General features: G+C 60.4%; 15 protein-coding genes. 4 read left to right on the forward strand and 11 right to left on the reverse strand.

What is annotated here, in order from left to right; translation table 11 throughout:
- Positions 1-17: 17 nt before the first annotated feature.
- From DQ405_RS02560 to DQ405_RS02570, 3 genes are all read right to left on the reverse strand, one after another.
- Positions 18-1,145 carry an efflux RND transporter periplasmic adaptor subunit gene (locus DQ405_RS02560; protein WP_168422795.1) on the reverse strand — a complete coding sequence of 376 codons (1,128 nt, stop codon included), beginning with the start codon at positions 1,143-1,145 and terminating at the stop codon, positions 18-20.
- A 246-nt stretch (positions 1,146-1,391) separates the two neighbouring features.
- Positions 1,392-1,967 (reverse strand): YceI family protein, encoded by a 576-nt coding sequence (locus tag DQ405_RS02565; protein ID WP_168422796.1) that lies wholly within the window; start codon positions 1,965-1,967, stop codon positions 1,392-1,394.
- 28 nt (positions 1,968-1,995) lie between these two features.
- The gene (locus tag DQ405_RS02570; protein ID WP_168422797.1) at positions 1,996-2,544 is read right to left on the reverse strand and encodes a cytochrome b; all 549 of its coding nucleotides are present in this window, start codon (positions 2,542-2,544) and stop codon (positions 1,996-1,998) included.
- A 165-nt stretch (positions 2,545-2,709) separates the two neighbouring features.
- Here DQ405_RS02570 and DQ405_RS02575 point away from each other — a divergent pair, with 165 nt between their 5' ends.
- Positions 2,710-4,116 carry an adenosylmethionine--8-amino-7-oxononanoate transaminase gene (locus DQ405_RS02575; RefSeq protein ID WP_168422798.1) on the forward strand — a complete coding sequence of 469 codons (1,407 nt, stop codon included), beginning with the start codon at positions 2,710-2,712 and terminating at the stop codon, positions 4,114-4,116.
- 78 nt (positions 4,117-4,194) lie between these two features.
- Positions 4,195-4,923, forward strand: a complete 729-nt coding sequence (locus tag DQ405_RS02580; protein WP_168422799.1) for a 16S rRNA (uracil(1498)-N(3))-methyltransferase — start codon at positions 4,195-4,197, stop codon at positions 4,921-4,923.
- A gap of 55 nt (positions 4,924-4,978) precedes the next feature.
- On the opposite strand, the gene DQ405_RS02585 is transcribed toward DQ405_RS02580, so the two are convergent.
- The 8 genes from DQ405_RS02585 to pilG form a co-directional block, all read right to left on the reverse strand.
- Positions 4,979-5,449: a chemotaxis protein CheW gene (locus DQ405_RS02585; RefSeq protein ID WP_168422800.1), complete on the reverse strand. Its 471-nt coding sequence runs from the start codon at positions 5,447-5,449 to the stop codon at positions 4,979-4,981.
- Positions 5,446-6,498 (reverse strand): chemotaxis protein CheB, encoded by a 1,053-nt coding sequence (locus tag DQ405_RS02590; protein WP_168422801.1) that lies wholly within the window; start codon positions 6,496-6,498, stop codon positions 5,446-5,448. The genes DQ405_RS02585 and DQ405_RS02590 overlap by 4 nt, the downstream gene beginning before the upstream one ends.
- On the reverse strand, positions 6,491-13,672 hold the full coding sequence (locus tag DQ405_RS02595; protein ID WP_168422969.1) for an Hpt domain-containing protein: 7,182 nt from the start codon (positions 13,670-13,672) through the stop codon (positions 6,491-6,493). The genes DQ405_RS02590 and DQ405_RS02595 overlap by 8 nt, the downstream gene beginning before the upstream one ends.
- 11 nt (positions 13,673-13,683) lie before the next feature.
- Entirely contained in the window at positions 13,684-14,550 is an 867-nt protein-coding gene (locus DQ405_RS02600; protein WP_168422802.1) for a CheR family methyltransferase, read from the reverse strand.
- A 56-nt stretch (positions 14,551-14,606) separates the two neighbouring features.
- A complete protein-coding gene (locus tag DQ405_RS02605) occupies positions 14,607-16,655 on the reverse strand; it encodes a methyl-accepting chemotaxis protein (protein WP_168422803.1) in 2,049 nt (682 codons plus the stop codon).
- A 78-nt stretch (positions 16,656-16,733) separates the two neighbouring features.
- Positions 16,734-17,270 (reverse strand): chemotaxis protein CheW, encoded by a 537-nt coding sequence (locus DQ405_RS02610; RefSeq protein WP_168422804.1) that lies wholly within the window; start codon positions 17,268-17,270, stop codon positions 16,734-16,736.
- Between the two features lie 38 nt (positions 17,271-17,308).
- Positions 17,309-17,674: a twitching motility response regulator PilH gene (gene pilH, locus DQ405_RS02615; protein ID WP_021206021.1), complete on the reverse strand. Its 366-nt coding sequence runs from the start codon at positions 17,672-17,674 to the stop codon at positions 17,309-17,311.
- A 44-nt stretch (positions 17,675-17,718) separates the two neighbouring features.
- Positions 17,719-18,126 carry a twitching motility response regulator PilG gene (pilG, locus tag DQ405_RS02620; RefSeq protein ID WP_019339789.1) on the reverse strand — a complete coding sequence of 136 codons (408 nt, stop codon included), beginning with the start codon at positions 18,124-18,126 and terminating at the stop codon, positions 17,719-17,721.
- Positions 18,127-18,361: 235 nt separating this feature from the next.
- Here pilG and gshB point away from each other — a divergent pair, with 235 nt between their 5' ends.
- Positions 18,362-19,324: a glutathione synthase gene (gene gshB, locus DQ405_RS02625; RefSeq protein ID WP_168422805.1), complete on the forward strand. Its 963-nt coding sequence runs from the start codon at positions 18,362-18,364 to the stop codon at positions 19,322-19,324.
- Positions 19,325-19,499: 175 nt separating this feature from the next.
- Complete coding sequence (locus DQ405_RS02630) at positions 19,500-20,396, forward strand: energy transducer TonB (RefSeq protein ID WP_168422806.1); 897 nt, start codon at positions 19,500-19,502, stop codon at positions 20,394-20,396.
- Positions 20,397-20,461 lie beyond the last annotated feature (65 nt).

Below are 20,461 nucleotides of genomic sequence, written 5' to 3' on the forward strand. Positions count from 1 at the left end.
TTATCCTTGGCTCAGCCTTACTGCGCGTTTGGCTGGGCAGACGCAACGTTGGAAGCCGGCACGGCTTTGACTTCAATACCAGGCCGTATGAACTGCAGGCCCTCGGTGATCAGACGATCCCCGGCGTTCAGGCCTTCGTTGATCAGCCAGCGATTGCCAACGGTCCGCGAGGCCACCACCTGGCGAAGCTCGACCTGGTTGTCGGCGTTGACGACCAGGGCGGTCGCACTGCCATTCGGCGTACGGGTGATGCCCTGCTGCGGTGCCAGGATCGCTTCACTTCTCACGCCGGCCACCAACTGTGCATGGACGAACATGCCGGGAAGCAGCATTTTGTCAGGATTGGGGAACACGGCGCGGAGCACCACCGAACCGGTGCCGGCATCTACCGATACTTCGGAGAATTCCAGCTTGCCCTCGTGCGGGTATTCACTGCCGTCTTCCAGGGTCAGCGTCACCTTGGCTGCGTTTTCGCCGGCTTTTTCCAGCCGCCCTTCGGCCAGGTCACGGCGCAGATTGAGCAGTTCCCGGGCCGGCTGAGTCACATCGATATAGATCGGGTCGAGCTGCTGAATGACCGCCAGCTCTTGCGCCTGGCCGTTATTGACCAGCGCGCCTTCGGTAACCGCCGAGCGACCTATACGCCCGGATATAGGCGCCAGGACCTTGGTGTAGCGCACATTGATGCGCGCCTGCTCGAGGTTGGCTTCGGCTTGCAGGCTGGCTGCCCGAGCTTCTTCGTAAGCCTGCTTACTGACCGCCTGCTCTTCGACCAGTAGCGCATAGCGATCGGCCAGCGACTTGGTGGATGCCAGGCTAGCCTGGGCGCTCTTGTATGCAGCCTGATAGACCGAGTCGTCAATCTGATAGAGCTGCTGCCCCGCTTTGACATCGCTACCTTCGGTGAACAGCCGCTTCTGAATGATGCCGTCCACCTGAGGACGCACCTCGGCGATGCGATAGGGCTGCGCCCGTCCGGGAAGTTCGGTAGTCAGGGCGAAAGGCTCTGCCGCGAGCGTCACCACTCCGACCTGAGGCGTTTCCTGAGCGGCAGGCGCCGAGGCCTCTTTTTCCTCGCAGCCGCTGAGCAGGGTTACCACGGCGAAAAGTGAGATCAGAGCAGCACCGGCTGACTTGATAGGCATAAGTAGAACCTCGTTGAACGGGCAAACCAAGGGAACGCGCGCCCCCTGGCCAGATACGGATGGCAGAATGCAACGAATGTTCTTACATGCAAGACTGTTTGTAAATAGCCAAAGGGGCACACCGGGCTCTGTCCTGCGTCTTACGGCGGATATTTCGTACCGCGATCCACACCTGATCGACCGATGTTCTGAGGTGGAAAGCAAAACGCCGGCTTACGCCGGCGTTTTTTGCTCACCTAAATGCCTTTACTGGCGAACACCTTCAACCGAGATGATCAGATCGACGGTTTGCGAGGCTGGCCCCAGGTCCATCTTGATATCGAAATCTTTCAGACTCAGCGTGGTGGTGCCTTCGAAGCCGGCGCGATAGCCGCCCCAGGGATCCTTGCCTTCACCAATGAACTTGGCCGCGATCACCACCGGCTTGGTCACGCCATTGAGGGTCAGATCACCGGTGATATCAGCGGTACCTTCACCCGTCGACTTCACCGAGGTGGACTTGAAGGTGGCGGTTGGATGCTCGGAGACGTTGAGGAAATCGTCGCTGCGCAGGTGCTTGTCGCGCTCGGCATGGTTGGAGTCGACACTGCCCGTTTGCAGCGTTACGTTGACTTCGCTGGCTTCTGGCTGGGCGGCATCAAAGCTGAAGCTGCCATCGAAATCCTTGAACGTACCCCACAGCCAGCTATAACCCAGGTGGCTGATTTTGAAATTGACGAAGGCGTGCTGGCCTTTCTTATCGATCACATAGTCGGCGGCGGCAGCCTGCCCTGCGAACAGCATCGAGCCTATGGCGAGTGCAGCAAAGGTTTTCTTTAACATCTGTGGTCTCCTTGGGATAAGTAACGCATCAAGCGCGGCCGAGCATTCGTTTGAGCGTCGAATCGCGATCGATGAAATGGTGTTTCAGCGCTGCCAGGGCATGCACGCCTGAAAGAATCAACAAGGCCCACGCAAGGTATTCATGGACCAGGCCGGCGATGTCCTCCTGGTTCGGTATCGAGGTCACCAGCGCAGGCACGTCGAACCAGCCGAAGACGCTGATCGCACGACCATCTGCCGTGGAAATCAAGTAGCCAGAAATCATCACCGCGAACAGGCCCAGATAAAGAAGCCCGTGCCCGGCCTTGGTAGCCAAACGCGCCGTCCGGCCATGGCTTGCCAGCGGCGCCGGACCCTGACTGACGAATCTCCAGATAATTCGCAGCACCATCAACCCCAGCAGTAGCAAGCCGATGCTCTTGTGAATATCCGGTGCGGTGCGGTACCAGCTGCTGTAGTAGGTCAGCCCTACCATCCAGTAGCCCAGCGCGAACAGCCCGACCACGGCAATCGCCACCAGCCAGTGCATCACGATGCTGATCAGGCCGTAGTTGTTCGAAGAGTTTCGCCAATGCATGAAAAGGGTCCGAAGTTGAGTTCGACAAGCCTAACGACTAACAGATCGAATTGAATCGCATTTTTTCGTTTCAATCTATCGAACAGGCAGATATGTCTGCTCGCGGTAAAGCGACAACGAGTTCTGCTAGGCTGCGCCGGTTTCCATTCACGCAAAGGAGCGACCATGAGCCTGAACGACAGCTGGATGCAGCGCGACCTCTCGGTACTCTGGCATCCCTGTACCCAGATGAAGGACCACGAGCAGCTTCCGCTGATCCCGATACGACGCGGCGAAGGCGTCTGGCTCGAGGATTTCGACGGCAAGCGTTATCTGGATGCGGTCAGTTCATGGTGGGTCAACGTGTTTGGTCATGCCAACCCACGGATCAATCAGCGCATCAAAGATCAACTCGATCAGTTGGAACATGTGATGCTCGCCGGTTTCAGCCATCAGCCGGTAGTCGAGCTTTCCGAGCGGCTGGTACAGATCACACCTGCCGGCCTCGATCGGGTGTTTTACACCGATAACGGTTCGACCGGCATCGAGGTTGCGCTGAAGATGAGCTTCCATTACTGGCGCAACATCGGGCAACCGAACAAACAGCGTTTCGTCACCCTGACCAATAGCTATCACGGCGAAACCGTGGCGGCCATGTCGGTGGGCGACGTCGCATTGTTTACCGATACCTACAAGCCGCTGCTGCTGAACACATTCAAGGTCCCTAGCCCGGATTGTTATCTGCGCCCCGACGGCATGAGCTGGGAAGCACATTCGCGCAACATGTTCGCCCTTATGGAGCAGACGCTCGCCGAGCATCACGATGAGATCGCCGCAGTTATCGTTGAGCCGCTGATCCAAGGCGCCGGCGGCATGCGCATGTATCACCCGGTCTACCTCAAGCTGCTGCGCGAGGCTTGTGATCGCTACGATGTACACCTGATCCACGACGAGATCGCCGTCGGCTTCGGCCGTACCGGGACCATGTTCGCCTGCGAGCAGGCGGGTATCACGCCGGACTTTCTCTGCCTGTCCAAGGCGCTCACCGGGGGTTACCTGCCGATGGCCGCCGTGTTGACGACCGACAAGCTCTATCAAGCGTTCTATGACGACTACTCGACCTTGCGCGCCTTCCTGCATTCGCACACCTATACCGGCAATCCGTTGGCCTGCGCTGCAGCGTTGGCGACCCTCGAAATCTTCGAGCAGGACAACGTCATCGAAGCCAACAAGGCGCTTGCCGCGCGAATGACGAAAGCCACCGAGCACCTCAGCGACCACCCACAGGTGGCCGAGGTGCGCCAGACCGGCATGGCCGTTGCGATCGAGATGGTGCAAGACAAGGCCAGCAAGACCCCTTACCCCTGGCAGGAACGCCGCGGGCTCAAGGTCTACCAGCACGCCCTGCAGCGTGGCGCCCTGTTGCGCCCATTGGGCAGCGTGGTGTATTTCCTGCCGCCGTATACCATCACCGAAGAGCAGATCGACTTCCTCGCTGAGGTCGCCACCGAAGGCATCGATATCGCAACGCGCGCATCCATCAGCGTCGCGGTGACCCCAGGAGCGCCCAGCGAGTTTCGCGATCCCGGTTAGCGCAGGTCCGGTGCAGGCTTCAGAGACTGTGGTCAACGTTATAGACTGCCGCCTCATTTCTCGATCGCAGTTGTCCCGATGCGCATATCCCGATTCTTCGTCGATGCACCACTCTCACTCGGCGCTCATGCGCTACCGGAGGCCTCAGCCCATTACATCAGCCGAGTCCTGAGGCTTACGAACGGCGCAGTGGTGCAGCTGTTCGACGGCAGCGGTCTGGAATACCGGGGCGAGGTGGTCGAGGTAGGCAAGAAGCAGGTGACGGTCGAACTGAGCGAGCAGCTGCCCGGTCTGCCCGAGCCGGGCCTGAGGATTCACCTCGGCCAAGGGCTGTCGCGCGGTGAGCGAATGGACTGGGCGATTCAAAAGGCGACGGAGCTTGGCGCCACGGAGATCACGCCCATCGTCAGCGAGCGCTGTGAAGTACGCCTGAAGGACGAACGAGCCGACAAGCGCCTGGCCCACTGGCGCCAGATCGCCATCAGCGCTTGCGAGCAGAGCGGCCGCTCGGTCATCCCTACCATCCATCCGCCAATGCCGCTGCAGGATTGGTTGGCGGTGGAAGCGGAGCTGAAGTTGGTCCTGCACCCGGTAGCCGAATCGCTGTCGACCCACCAGCGACCCGCCACGTTGGCGTTTCTAATCGGCCCGGAAGGCGGCTTGAGTGATTCGGAAGTCGAACAGGCCCGGAGTGCCGGATTCAAGCCGGCCAGCCTCGGGCCGCGCGTGCTGCGCACCGAGACCGCACCGGTGGTCGCATTGAGCGTTGCACAGCTGCTTTGGGGCGACTTTCAGGCCGACGCCTGATGACACCGTATCGCTGGGCGATAGGCGGCCGCAGAAGCCGAGCTAAGCGGGCGTATCAAATCAACCCAGCATCCGCCAGTTTCTGCTCCAGCGCGACCAGGTCCGGGATCCGCGCTTGTACGTCACCGAGGTTGACCGCATCCAACTCGAGCGGCGCGAGCGCCACGTCCGAGCGTGCCAGGCTCGGGTCAACCTTGATCGAGCGAGGAATGCCCTGCACCAGCAAGGCGATAAATTTCACATGATCGCGTCCGCCCAAGGCGTTGAGCACCGCCACTCGCGCCTGTGAACCCGTTTCGGGCTGCCCGTTGGACGCTGCCTCGAACGACAGCAGCGGCAACGTCAGGTCGCGCCAGGTGACCTGTCCGAGAAACCACGACGGCATGCCTTGAGTGGATTGCGGGGTGCGATAGGGAATCAGCTCGGCGACGGCGACGTTGGGCAACAGCAGGGTGCGGTCAGCCAAAGGCACCAGCAGGCCGGTGATACTGGCGGAAGAATCCTGAGTGATAGCGGATTGACTCATGGGGTATCCAATTGCAAAGCCACGACAGGCTGATTGGCCTGTTGCGCGAAATGATTGACCAGGGCCTGCGCCAGCTCGCGCGGATCGCCACTAAGTGAGCTGTAGCCGCCCTCGCGAAGACAGTCCGGCATGCTCGAACAGACGCAGGAGTCGGCGCGCTGGGTCCAGACTCTGCCACCTTGGCGCAGCACATAGGCAGCCGCCGCATTGCCATCGCTGCCCATGCCGCTGAAGGCAATGACGCCACAGCGGTTGCCGAATTGCTGCGCCAGGTTGAGCATCATCTGGTCGATGGAAGGGCTGTAGGGCTCGGGCCAGCTACGTCCGCTAAGTGACATGGTGCCATCCTTGCCGAAGCCCATCTCCTGAGTGATGGGCGCCACCACGACTTCACCGCAGCGAATCGAATCGTTTTCCCGGCTCGGATTGACATTCCATTGGCTGTGCCGGCCCACCACTTGCGACAGTGCCGACTCGAAACTCGCCTCGATATGCTGAGCGTAGACGAAGCCAATCGGCAAGCCGCCCGGCAACGCATCGAGAAACGCCTTTACCGCTTCCGGGCCGCCCAGCGATGCCGCCAGCAACCAAACCTCACGAGCAGGTTCGCCCGTCATCGAATCGGCATTGGCCAGCGCCCTGGGCAATTGCAGGCGCGCAGGGCGTTCCGCGTCCTCACGCAACACTTCAAGGCGTGGGCCGACAGCCCGTGATGGATCACCAACCAACCGTTTCAGCTTGCCAAACAAGCGCCGCTCCCAACGAGGATAGTGCTCCGAGTGGCGCTCTGGGGCATGCCCCTCTCCAAACAGAACCGGGCAACTGTCTCGCTCGAGCAGCGCGTTCACCAAGGGCGAATCTTCCGTCTGAGCCAGATCGACGAGCCATAGGTCGGCTTCCACCGCCATCAGGTCCGCTTCCTCCAGCTTCGCAGGGTCGCTGTTGAGCACTACCTTGTAGCCGTTGGCGCTCAAGGCCTGCTGCAGCACATGCCGTTGCAGCGAGGTGTCGGCGACCACGCCGATGCGTGCCGCAACGATTTCACTCATGGCGTTTGACCAGTTGCTGGATCGTCTCAAGCAGCAGAGATTCCTGATATGGCTTGCCGAGGTACTCGTTGACACCGATGCCCATTGCCCGATCCCGATGCTTTTCACCGGTACGCGAGGTGATCATGATGATCGGCAGATCCTTCAGGTGTTCATCGTGGCGCACCAGGGTCGCCACTTCGAAACCGTCCATGCGTGGCATTTCGATGTCCAGCAACATGATGTCCGGCTTGCGCTCCTGCAGCTGGGTGATGGCGTCGACGCCGTCCTTGGCGGTCAGTACGTTCATCCCGTTCCGCTCCAGCAGGCGGCTGGTTACCTTGCGCACGGTGACCGAATCATCCACCACCATCACCAGCGTTGGCCGATCAACTTCGACCTCCGCCGGCTCATCCTCGCCAAGCAGGCGCAGCGGTTGCAGCTGCGTGAGCAGGTGCGCATGCAGGACACGGATGGTCGCGAGCAGGTCAAGAATCACCACCACCCGACCATCACCAAGAATGGTCGCACCGGAAATCCCCGGCACGGTGGCAAACTGTGGACCCAGGCTCTTCACCACGATTTCGCGCGAGCCAGCCAGGCTGTCGACCTGGACCGCCACACTGTGTTCATTCGAGCGCACCAGGATGACCGGCAAGGGCAAGCTCTGGCCGACCAGCTTGGGCCTTTGACCGTTGTTCAGCAACTCGCCGAGATAGCGCAACTCGTAGGTCTGACCCGCATACTCGAAACGCGATGCGCCCGGCTGGTAGTAGGCTTCCAGCTCGTATGGCGACACCCGCACGATACCTTCGATGGTATTTAGAGGGATCGCATACAGGTCCTCCCCGGAGTACACCATCAGCGCCCGATTGACCGATACGGTAAACGGCAGGCGGATCAGGAAGCGCGTACCGCTGCCGAGCTTCGACTCGATGCTCATGGAGCCACCGAGCTGTTTGACCTCCGAGTGCACCACGTCCATGCCGACGCCACGGCCGGATATCTGGCTGACCTGCTCGGCCGTGGAGAATCCCGCCTCGAGAATGAACTGCAGGACCTCATGGTCCGACAGGTCGTTGCCGGGCTGCATCAGTCCACGCTCAATTGCCTTACGACGAACGGCTTCGAGATTGATGCCCGCTCCGTCGTCGCTCAACGCCAGAACGATGTCGCCACCTTCACGGCTCAGATCGAGACGAATGTTGCCCTGCTCGGGCTTGCCGGTCGCCACACGCTTGGCTGCGGTTTCGATACCATGGTCGACAGCATTTCGGAGCATGTGCTCCAGCGGCGCGACGATGCGCTCCAGGACACTGCGGTCCATCTCACCCGTGGCATTGCCGACATGAAATTCGACTTGCTTGCCCAGCTCGCCAGCGACCTGACGGACGATCCGGCGCAGGCGCGGCACCAGCCGATCAAAGGGAACCATGCGCGTGCGCATGAGGCCTTCCTGAAGCTCGGTATTGACCCGCGCCTGCTGCAGCAGCAGGGTTTCGGCATCGCGGTTACGTGCAGCCAGGGTTTCCTTCAGGTCCAATAGGTCGGAAGCCGACTCGAACAACGCGCGGGAAAGCTGCTGGAGCTGCGAATGACGATCCATTTCCAACGGATCGAAATCATCGTACCCCGCGCGCTCCGCTTCGGCCTGATAGCGGCTGAGGATCTGCGCCTGGGTTTCGGTATCCAGCCGCCGCAATTGATCACGTACCCGCTCGATAGTGGCTTCCATCTCGCCCAACGTGAAGCCTACGTCACTGACCTGTTGCTCGACCCGCCCGCGGAAAATTGAGGTTTCGCCCGCCAGGTTGACCAGCCCTTCCAACAGGTCGGCCGGTACCTTCACCAGTTCCTGCGGCGCACGACGAGACGCGGCGTCCAGCGCGGCCTGCTCGGCGCGACGAATGAAAGGCAAAACCTTCGCCGGCGCATTGGTGACCGGCGCCTGAGCACTGGCGGCGACGATAGGCGTTTCGAGCGTAATGACGGAAGAGGCGGGATGATCGTCCTGATCATGCTCCTGCGGCTGCTCATCGGTAGCGGTATCGCTCGACAAGCGCGAGCGCATCGATTCCACTTCCTTCATCAAGCCGTCATAGCCGCCCTGTACATCCAGGAACAGGCTATCCGTCCAGGCACCGCCATGCTGTTGCGCCTCACTGAGGCGCTGCTCGAGGTCATGGGCCATGTCGCCCAGGCGACCTTGGGCAGCCAGGCGCGCGCCGCCCTTCAGCGTATGCAGCACGCGCATCATGTCGACCAGGGGAGCTGTGCCGTCACGTGTAGCCTCCCAGCGTCCCAGCGCGGTTTCCATCTCCTCAAGCAGTTCATCAGCCTCTTCGACGAAGATGTCCAGGATCTCCGATTCGGCGGCGTCCTGCGCGGCATCCTGAGCCGCTGTCAAGGCAACGCTGCTAGGCATGCTCAGTTGTTCTTCAGGGCTCGCTCGAAACTGCCGGATGGTTTCGATCAGATCCTGCCCGCCGGGCAGCTCGCGGTACGCACGAACGGCATCGAGCATCGCCGCGAGCCGGTCATGGCAGGTCTGTAGCAGTGTAAACAGTGCCGGGCTTGCGCGATAACTACCGGCGCACAGCCCCTCGTAGAGATACTCCAGTTCATGCGCGAGATCACCGATCTCACGTATGTCCGCCATCCGCGCTCCGCCTTTGAGCGTATGCAGATCCCGTTGTAGCGCTTCAATTTCAAAGCTATTGCCAACGTCTTCCATCCAGCGCTGCAGCGATGCGCCGGCGCGCTCGATGATGTCGAAACCTTCCTCCAGGAAGATCTCCACCAGTTCGGGATCACGGTTCTCCCAATCGGTGGCCTCGGTCGTGGCGGGCTCTCCGATGGCTGGAGGCACCTGCGCCTTGGGTTGCTCGAGCGCTTCGGACTCGAGAGCCTCTGCCGCAACTTCTGGTATCTCTTCGTCAGGGTTTCCAGGTTCGCTGGCGAGCGCACCGTCCGGTGTGCCTTTGCCCTCTGCCTGACCGATATCCGAGTCGATCGCTGCCTCCGCATCGGGAATGCGCAGGGACTCGTCAATCAGGTCCGCCGGCTCCAGAAGCGCATGCTCATCGCCCGGCACCATGTCTTGTGCGTCCTCGGACGAGGTTATCGCTTGCTCGAGTGCGGTAGCGCCGTTCTCGAAGGCCGGCGTGACGCCCTGCCGATAGGCCCGAATACGCTCGATGAGCCCCACTGCGTCATCCATTGGCTTGTGCGCCTGGAGCTGCTCCAGCTGCACTGCAAGCTGATCGTGGCTGCGCAGCAACAGCGTCGCGAGATCGTCGGCATGCACGTAGCGACCATCGGATAACCCTTCATAAAGGGTTTCGAGCTCATGGGCCAGATCGCCGATCGGCCGGATCTCGGCCATCCGCGCGCCACCCTTGAGAGTATGCAGGTCACGCAGCAGGGCGGAGAGCGCCAATTGGTTGGACGAATCTCCCAGCCAGCGTTCCAGCGCGCCACCCGCGCTTTCCAGCAAATCGACGGCTTCGTCGAGAAATATCTCGACCATTTCTTCGTCCAGCTCGTCCATCTCCGAGCTGGCCTCGGCAGGCCAGGCTTCGGCTTCGGCTTCGGCTTCGGCTTCGGCTTCGGCGGTACTCTGAGCTACGTCGCCAACCGAAGTGGTAATGGCGACGGAGTCCGGCTGTATTTCGTCGGCCGGCAGCTCGTATGCATATGGATCAATCGCCTCGGCTAGAAGGTTCTGCAGCCGAGCCACCAGTTCGGGCTGCCCCGTGACCTGCAGGCCCGCAGCAACCTGGTCCATCATGCCGACCAGCGTCTCGTGACCCTCTTCAACGTCATCAAAGAACCGCGCGCTAACCGCGAGGCGGCCATCCTGCACGACTGCATACAGATTGAGCAGCACCTGACACAGCGCGTCGATCTGCGGAAGATCGGCCATCTGCGCACCGAGGCCGAGCGTCGTAAGCTCTTCCAGCAGTGCGGTCAACTCTTGGCGTTCGGCAGGATGCTCGCGCCAGCTCTGCAGCAGGTCTTCGGCATCCAGCAGAATATTCATGCCTTCGGACAGGAACAGTGCAATCATGCCGGGATCGCGAGGCTCTCCCTGTTGGTTGTCCCCACGTTCGCCAGCGTCCGCCAGCCGAGCCTGGTGCAGTGCATGGACGTGAGCGATGAGCTCCTCGGCACCTTTGATCGGGGCCAACGGATCGAGCTCTAGGTTCTCCAGTCCACGTCGCAGGAGCTGCTCGGCCGCGTGTAGCAGCTCCGCTTCGGCCAGATCCATTGGGATCAGATTGGCTTTGAACTCCTTGACCATCTTTTCCAGCGGAGTGGCAATTTCCGCCACGGGCAGGATGCCCGCCATATGCGCGCTGCCCTTCAGCGTATGCAGCGCTCGCTGCAACGCGTCAGTCACTGGCTGAGGAAGACGCTGCGCACAATCGGCGAGAAAATCGACCAATGTGGTGAGATGGGATTCCGCCTCGTTGCGGAAGATTTCCAGCAGCTGCGGGTCCAGCACGTCTTCGTTGACCGATTCCTGTGGCGCATCGAGCGCATCACCACCTTGCGGATCAGGATCGGTCGGCTGACCTTTTGCCAGCGCATGGGCGTTGGCCGCCAATCGATCGACATCGTCGCGCTGGCGTTGCGCCTTGGCAGCGAACTCGTCGACCAGAGCAGGCATCAGCGCGACCACATCGGTCACGAGCTTCTTCACCGCATCACTCGCCTCGACACTGCGGTCGAGGACACGGTTGAGCAGGTTTTCCACCGACCACGCCAATTCACCGATAACCAGCGCGCGCACCATGCGTCCGCTGCCCTTGAGCGTGTGGAAGGCTCGCCGAACCTCACCAAGCGCCTCCTTATCCGAGGCGTCGGTGTACCACCGGGGCAAATACTCACCAATGGTTTCGAGCACCTCTGCCGCTTCCTCGATGAAGACCTCAAGCAGGTCCTCATCAACCGGCTCCTCGCCTTCCGGCGGCGGCAGCAAGCTCTGCGGGACATTCTGTGCAGGGGGATTGATCGAGACGACCGGCGCCGCCATGACGTCTTCCATGCTCATTGCCGGTTGCGCCGCGGCTGGCTGCTCGACCGGTTCAGGCAGTATCACCTCGGGCATATCGAGCTCAGCCATTTCAGCTTCACTCCAATCCACCGTATAACCGAGCGAATCGTCCCCTGCCTGCTCCGAAAGGTCATCAACCGTCACAGGGCGCGCAAGCTCAGGCTCGGTGAGCTCGATGGTCTCACTCGGCCAAGCGGTAACATTGGACTCGATTGCGTCATCGCCGTGGTCGCTGTGTTCTTCGTCATTCCAATCAATGAAGAACTCGGCTTCACCGGCTGCCAGGTCCTCAGCCGATGTATCACCGGATTGCAGTTTGTCTTGATCCGACTGCCAGTTGTCAGAGTGCTCCAGGCCTGGCTCCGGCAACACTTCGATCTCGTCCAGCGGATCGGACAGCGTGAGATCTGCCTCAGCACTGAGCTCGTCGCGGTGCTTCAGCACCGGCTGCTCGCGCAATGGATAGCCCAGCGTCTCGAGGCTTTCTTCGGCCACGTCGAGAATCAGATCACCCTGCGATCCACAGTCCTCGCTAAGGCGCTCAAGGTAATACTCGACGCTGGTTATCGCATCGGCGAGCGTATCCAGGCTCTGCCAATCCGGAATCGCCTGAGGCTCGAGCAGTTGCTCTTGTATATAACGATTGCAGGCCTCCAGCAGGGCGGCGGCACGCGCAAGCGGGACCATCGCCAGCCCACCGCGCGATTGCGTCAGCAGCTCCGGCACTCGAGCGAGATGTTGATGATTCCACTGAGAAGCGATGAATTCGATGATGGCGTCCTTGGCCTGTTCAAGTCCCGTACGCGCTTCGCGAATAACCAGCTGATGAATCTGGGCAACGTCGGTAGTCGGCACATGGCTTTCTTCGCCTCGCTCGTCAGACGTGCCCCCGACCATGCCAGCCAACGTCGCCTCGACATACAACAGCGCACCCGCAACATCCATCAGCGCTGCATCATCGGCCTGCTGTTGCCCTTGCGCCAAAACGTCGATCAATCCGATCTGATCGAGAATGATCCGGCGTGGCTGGCCGAAACCCAGCACCGCAAGCGTGTCGGCAATCTGCTTGAGCGGCGGCTGCAGCGCGGCGAGCTCGGCGAGCCCCATGCGATCGCTGCGTACGAACAGATCCAGGCTGTCCTTCACCCTGACCAGCTCCTCGCACAGCGCAGCCACAACCGAACGCATGGCCCCACGGTCCGGACCGGCCAACTGGGCACGCTCCTCATCGACCACGGCGCTGTCGGGTAACGCATCGTCCAGGCTGTATTCGGCTTTCAACGCCTGAATACGGGGAGAATGCGAGGGTGCCTTAGCGACATAAAACAGCAGATTCTTGGTCAGCTCGTCCGGTGCGGCCTGGTTAATCCCGTCGGCACCCTGCGCCACTAGTCGCTTGAGTTCTCTGTCAACCTGGCGCAACAAGTTGCGAATCGTAGTGCCGTTAGCGACCGCGCCGCTGGCCATGCCTTCGACCACGCCCGATGCGATCTGCCACAGCGCACCCAGCGGTGCATCCTTGCAGAGCATCTCCAGACGCGCGAAAACCCGCGCCATGTACCCGAGATTGGTGGGGAGATCCTGGTTGCGAATCACCCCAACCAGCGCCACCTGCAACATCTGCCGCAGCTTACGAAGCAAGCCGGGGAGATCGGAGGTCTGCCGCTGAGCCAGGAACTCACCCGACAGGGCCGGCGTCCGGGCCGACATATCGGGCGAGAACAGGCTGGTTTCCGAAAGCAGCTTCTCGCCCCGCGCAGCACGCAGATCGTTGAGCAGAGGCAGCACGACCATCGGCAGATCACGGCGGGCACTCTGGATGCGATCCAGATATACCGGCATCTGCAGAATCGCCTGCATCAGCACTTCAAGCGCCTCGGCCTGGCTGGCGACGCGCTCGTCCAGCAAGGCTCGGGCGAGTTGCTCCATTTCCTCGGCAAGCAATGCAGCACCGTAGAACTCGACCATCTGCAAGGTGCCGTGCACCTGATGCACGTAGGTCAGGCAGAAGCGCATCCGCGTCGAGTCTTGCGGGTTTTCGACGAACGCTTCCAAGGCCTGTCGCGCCTGCTTCAGCGTTTCGGCAATCTCGCCTTTCACCCACTCCAGGGCGACATAATCGTGCCGATCACCCATAGCGACTCCGCTCATAAACATTTCCGGGTAAAGGCCAAAACCTGACTATCAGCTACCGGCACCAGTTCTGGATGCTGCCAGCCAACTACCTCACCTGCACCGATAACCAGCAATCCTCCCGGCGCCAGGCGCTCGACCAGATGATTGAGGATTTCGCGGCGGCGCCAGCGACGAAAGTAGATCAACAGGTTCTGACAAAAAATGACGTCCATATCGGACATAGGCGCACCGTTCAGCTCCAGCACGTTAAGTCTGGCAAAGCACACACGCGCAGCAAGGCTGGGCGTCACCTGGAAGCGACCGTCCGGCATTGGCTGGAAATACCGAGCGCACAGGTCAGGTGCCATCTGCTCGAGTCGACGACGACTGTAGAGGCCATCCCGTGACCGGCCCAGCGCGCTGAGGCTGATATCGGTGCCGATCACCCCGTACTGCCCGTCACCGACTTCGGCCGACAGCGCTTCCGCCGCGCAGATCGCCAGTGAATAGGTCTCCTCGCCGCTTGCGCACCCCACACTCCACAACGACCAGGGCCGTGCAGCAGCGCGCGACTCGCACCGCTGCTGCATGTAGGCCGAAAGCAGCGCGAACGACGGCGGATGTCGAAAAAAGCGGGTTTCCTGGACCGTCAAGCGATCCATCAGCGTTGACCATTCCACCGCGCCCCGAGGACCATCGGTGACCTGGCGGTAATAGCTGGCGTAATCCGTCACTCCGACTTCGCGCATGCGGCTGCTCAGGTTCGCCTGCAGGAATATTCGACGTTGTTCGGTAACCACCATGCCGGACCGCTCTTCGAGCAAGGCTTGCCAGTCATGAAATTCCGCTGACGACATATCGGCCAAGGGTCTGAGTGACCAGTCGACACTTGGCTGCATGCCCTGCCCCTTACTCATGAACTTTCACAGCGACCTTCCGGCCGCTGCGCTCTCAGTCAGGCCTGATCCTGCGTTTCCGGCAAGGTGAAGCCGGAAACCGAATGGCGCATTTCGTTGGCCATCTTCGCGAGGTTACCAATGCTCTTAGCGGTAGCGGTGGTACCCGAGGAGGTCTGCGAGGTAATTTCCTGGATGACGTTCATGGTGTTGGAGATGTGGCCGGCCGACGAAGCCTGCTGGCGGGCGGCGTTGGAGATGTTCTGAATCAGGGCTGCAAGGCTCTTGGATACCTTCTCAATCTCTTCCAGCGCGACACCCGCATCCTGGGCCAGGCGAGCGCCTCGAACCACTTCGGAAGTGGTCTGCTCCATGGAGATAACGGCTTCGTTGGTGTCCGTCTGAATAGTCTTGACCAGCGCTTCGATCTGCTTGGTCGCAGCGGATGAACGTTCAGCGAGGCGTTGTACTTCGTCCGCAACCACAGCGAAGCCTCGGCCCGCGTCGCCGGCCATCGAGGCCTGAATAGCGGCGTTCAGTGCAAGAATGTTGGTCTGGTCGGCGATGTCATTGATCAGGCTGACGATGTCACCGATCTCTTGGGACGATTCACCAAGCCGCTTGATTCGCTTGGACGTGTCCTGGATCTGCTCACGGATGTTATCCATGCCGGTGATGGTGTTATGCACCACCTCGTTGCCCTTGTTGGCAATGGCTACGGACCGCTCCGCCACCGCAGAGGACTCCGCGGCGTTGGCCGATACCTGGTCAATCGACACTGCCATTTCGTTGATCGCTGCGGAGGCACCGGCAATCTCCTGGGCCTGATGCTCGGAAGCCTCGGCCAGGTGCATGGCGGTTGCCTGGGTCTCCTGGGCTGCGCCCGATACCTGAACGGCAGTCTGGTTGATCGTTTCGACCAGATCGCGCAACTGGTCGATGGAGTAGTTGATCGAGTCGGCGATGGCACCGGTGAAGTCCTCGGTTACCGTGGCGGCTACCGTAAGGTCACCATCAGCCAGGTCACCGATCTCATCGAGCAAGCGCAGAATTGCCGTCTGGTTACGCTCGTTCTTTTCCGCCGTCTCACTCAATCGACGACGAGTTTCCTGAACCATGACCAGGCCGATCAATAGGATCGAGGCAAGGGCTAGGGCACCGAGGACGTAGCCCGCCAGGGTATTGATGTAGCGGGCTTCGGCACGACCTTGCAGCCCTTGGGTCAGGACCGAAGTCTTGTCGAGCAGGGTTTGCGAAACCTCGAAAATGCTGTTCGACGACTCACGGACCTGAAAAAGCTCCGGTGAGGTTTCGAGAATCTCGTCTACCGAACCCGATACGAACTGGAACAGTTCGGAAATCGCGGCCAGACGATCCAGCGCCTCGACGTCGTTGACTCGAGTGATGCCCATGGCTTCGTTGCCTTCGAGCATCGCGTTGAGTACGCGGCCGAACAGGCTTGCATCGCGACCGAACATATCGGCCGCCTGAACCGAATCCTGATCACCGGACAGCACCTTGTTCACCGAACCCAGAATACGCTCGGCAAGCAGTGACTGACGCTGCGCGACGGAAACCTGAGCCGCCGGAGCGCCACTTTCCAGAAGAATATCGACAACCTCTTCGTACTCGACCTGCAGCTGCGGAATGGTTTCGGCGAGGGTAGCCGCGACCTGATGCAGGGACAGTACGGTTTGTTCGCTGGCGAGAATTGCGTCGGTGTTCTGCCGCAAGGTATCCCAATCCTGCTGCACCGCAGCGACTTCGGTCCGCAGCGACTGCGGAACCGCCGGCAACCCGATGCTCTCATCGCCTTCGGAGAGATAGCCCCAGCGCTCGCTGAAGTCGTTTCGTGCGTCTTTCAGCGAGCCGAACGCATCCGGCGTACCGGCAGCCGCTTCAACCGCGTTCTTCGCGATGCGCTGCGATAGAACTCTCAGCTCGCCAGCGTGTCCGATGTATTCATTGTCATAGTCAGCCTGGGTATTGATGTACGCGAAGTTCACGAACAACAGCACCATCGACACGATCAGAAGGAGAAATAGCCCGGCGATCAACGTATTGCTACGTACCCCTGCCAGCAATGCATTTGCGTTCATTTTTTTCATTTTTCCGGCCCCCGCCTGGACCACCCGTACGTTTCCTTCCAAGAACCAAAAGGCCGGCATTAGCCGACCCCACCTAAATCAATACGCCACGTCCAGGAATGTCTGATGCGCAGCAAGCGCGTGTGGACTGAATACCAGCCACGGCTGCTCGCGCTGAAACACACCATGAATAAAGGGTTGAATCGACGCCTCGACCGGCGGCAGCTGTTCGGAGAAAGCATCTACCGGAAAATGCTGCATGCCGAACACTTCGTCGACCGTCAGCCCCGCAAACACTTCTTGATGATCAACCACCAGAACCCGCCGCTGCTTGCGCAGAGGCGACAGCTCCAAACCGAAATACCCACACAGATCCATGACCGGCAACAGTCTGCCGCGAACATTCGCCACACCCTTCACCCAGGCTTTTACACCGGGCAGCAGCGTGTAGCGGGGCTCATGGAGTATTTCGCCGACCTCCCCCATCGGGGCAACAAACAAACGGCCCCCCATTCGAAAACCGATGCCAGCCCAGGTCTGGATGGCTTCCTGCTGCGAAGGCAGGCCGGCAGCCAACGCTCGGCAACGGGCATCGATTTCCAGAAGTCGCTGAAACGGCGTAGGCGTATCCGACATGCTGGCAACATCCCTTGTCCGGATTACGAAACTGCCGATTAACCGGCCAGTACGGCGTTCAGAGTCTTCAGCAGCGTCGCTTCATCCACTGGTTTGGTCAGGTAATCTTTGGCACCTTGACGCTTGCCCCAGACCTTATCGGTTTCCTGGTCCTTGGTCGTCACAATGATTACCGGAATGTGACTGGTTTCAGCATCTTTGGTCAGCTGGCGAGTGGCCTGAAAACCATTCAGGCCAGGCATAACGATGTCCATCAACACAGCGTCCGGTTTTTCCTGGCGAGCAAGCGCTACGCCATCGGCACCGTTTTCGGCTTTCAGAACGACATGACCATGCTTTTCCAGCATGGCAGTCAGCTTGTACATTTCGGTCGGCGAATCATCAACAATCAGAACGCGAGCCATGGTTACTCCGTGGGAAAGGCTTCAGCGGCACTCAGGGCCGAACTTCAGGATACTTGCTCTACCGGTGCGAAATCAGGCACATGGGCCTTGATAGCACCGAGCAACTCTTCTTTGCTGAAAGGCTTGGTGAGGTACTGATCCGACCCCACGATCCGCCCCTTGGCCTTGTCGAACAGGCCATCCTTGGAGGACAGCATGATTACCGGGGTGGACTTGAAAGAACTGTTGTTCTTGATCAGCGCACAGGTCTGATAACCATCCAGTCGGGGCATCATGATATCGACGAAAATGATGCGCGGGTGACTATCCGCGATTTTGGCGAGCGCATCGAAGCCATCCACCGCCGTGATCACATCACAACCTACTTTCTTCAGCAGCGTTTCGGCGGTGCGACGAATCGTTTTCGAATCGTCGATCACCATGACCTTCAAGCCCTCGGAGTGCTGTTCCATTTCGCCCTACCATCGCCTCGGTGAGTCGTAGTTTATCGTTATGTCAGTGCGCCAGAGGCCCTGTCATCGATGGGCTGCACCCAATCGCCGGACCTTTTTAGCACACTCCTCAAATGCAAGCTATCTGACGCCGGAGCAGCGGGATTTTCCTTGACCCAACGCACAACCGCCGCCAATCTGCGTCGACATTTCAAGCCTTGGCAGCTCCGCCCTGCCCCTCGTTGGAGATCATCACATGACTGTTCGCGTCGGGATCATCATGGACCCAATCGCGCAGATCGCATTCAAGAAGGACAGCTCGCTGGCCATGTTGCTGGCTGCCCAGGCCCGCGGCTGGACGCTCTACTACATGGAGCAGCGCGATCTTTACCAGCTCGGCGGCGAAGCGCGTGCCCGCATGCGCACGCTCAAGGTCTTCAACGACCCCCAACACTGGTACGAGGCGGACGAAGAGGTCGATAACGCACTGGCCGAGCTCGACGTCATCCTGATGCGCAAAGACCCACCCTTCAATAGCGAGTACGTGTATGCCACCTACCTGCTGGAGCTTGCCGAACAAACCGGTTCGCTGGTGGTGAACCGACCGCAGAGCCTGCGCGATTGCAACGAGAAGTTCTTTGCTACCCAGTTCCCGCAACTCACGCCGCCGACGCTTGTCAGTCGGCGGTCCGACATTCTGCGGGAGTTTGCCCGCGAGCAGCGTGACATCATTCTCAAACCATTGGATGAAATGGGCGGTGCCTCGATTTTCCGACACCGCGAAGGCGACCCGAACCTTTCGGTGATTCTCGAAGTGCTGACGGAGCACGGCAGTCGCCAGATCATGGCGCAGCGCTACATCCCGGCCATCAAGGATGGCGACAAGCGAATCCTGATGATCGATGGTGAGCCGGTGCCCTACTGCCTGGCGCGCATCCCGGCGGCAGGCGAAACCCGCGGGAATCTTGCCGCCGGTGGACGCGGTGTGGCTCAGCCGTTGTCCGATCGCGATAGAGAGATTGCGAGCATCGTCGGGCCGGAGCTGCGAAAGCGTGGCCTGCTGTTCGTCGGACTGGACGTGATCGGCGATTTTCTTACTGAGATCAACATCACCAGCCCGACCTGCATTCGCGAGATCGATAACGCGTTCGATACCCGTATCGGCGAGCGCCTAATGGATGCTATCGCCACGAAACTGCAAGATCGGCACAACGCCTAGCAAGCCACAGCGGCTGGCGCGCCGGACCAGCCGCAACCCGCCGCAGGCAAAGCGGATGCTGGCTACCCGCCTCCGCTACCCTCGTCATACTCACTCACCAAAGCTGCCGCCTGGTTCATAGACTTTTGCAGTCACGCTGGGCAGACTGCGCGCACTTCGAGCCGACTGAAATGCGATGAACGCCGCTACACGCCAACCCACTCCTGCCCATACCGGCGTCCGTCCGGCGGATCGTCTCGGCTTCACGATATTTCTCGCCGCCGCGTTGCATGCAGCCTTGATCCTCGGCCTCGGCTTCTCGCTATCCGAGCCGAAGCAGATCAGCAAGACACTGGAAATCACCCTGTCTACCTTCAAAAGCGAAGACAAGCCGAAAGAGGCCGACTTCCTCGCACAGGACAACCAGCAGGGTAGCGGCACACTGGAACATAAAGCGTCGCCGAAAACGACCGAGCAGGCGCCGTTTCAGGACACCCAGGTACGCAAGGTGACTCCGGCGTCGTCACCACCACCGAGCACGCGCAGCGAGGCACCGAAGACCGCCGTGGCGACCCGCGCGCCGCAACCGGACAAAACCCCGGTAAAACCCCAGAAAAACAAGCCGCAGCCCCAGGCACAGCCGGCGCCCGTCTATGACAGCTCACAGCTCAGTGCGGAGATCGCCAGCCTCGAAGCGGAGCTGGCCCAGCAGGTCGAGCAATACGCCAAGCGGCCTCGGGTCAGCCGTCAGAACAGCGCCGCTACCATGCGCGACATCAGCGCCTGGTACCGCGACGAATGGCGCAAAAAAGTTGAGCGTATCGGTAACCTCAACTACCCCGACGAAGCACGTCGTCAACAGATATATGGCAGCCTGCGCATGCTGGTGATCATTGATCGCAACGGTGCGGTACAGGAGCTTCGGGTGCTCGAATCCTCCGGCCAAACAGTGCTCGATGAGGCGGCCATGCGCATCGTCAGGCTCGCAGCACCCTTCGCACCCTTCTCCGGTGAGCTGGCGCAGAAATTTGACCAGGTCGAAATCATCAGGACCTGGCGTTTCGAGCGCGGCGACCGGCTATCGAGCCGCTGATCGGCGATCAAGCGCAGGCCGTGAAACCTCGGGAGCGCGACAAGCCAGCTTGAGCGGCTTCACGA

It is taken from the genome of Pseudomonas sp. SST3 (assembly GCF_003325755.1).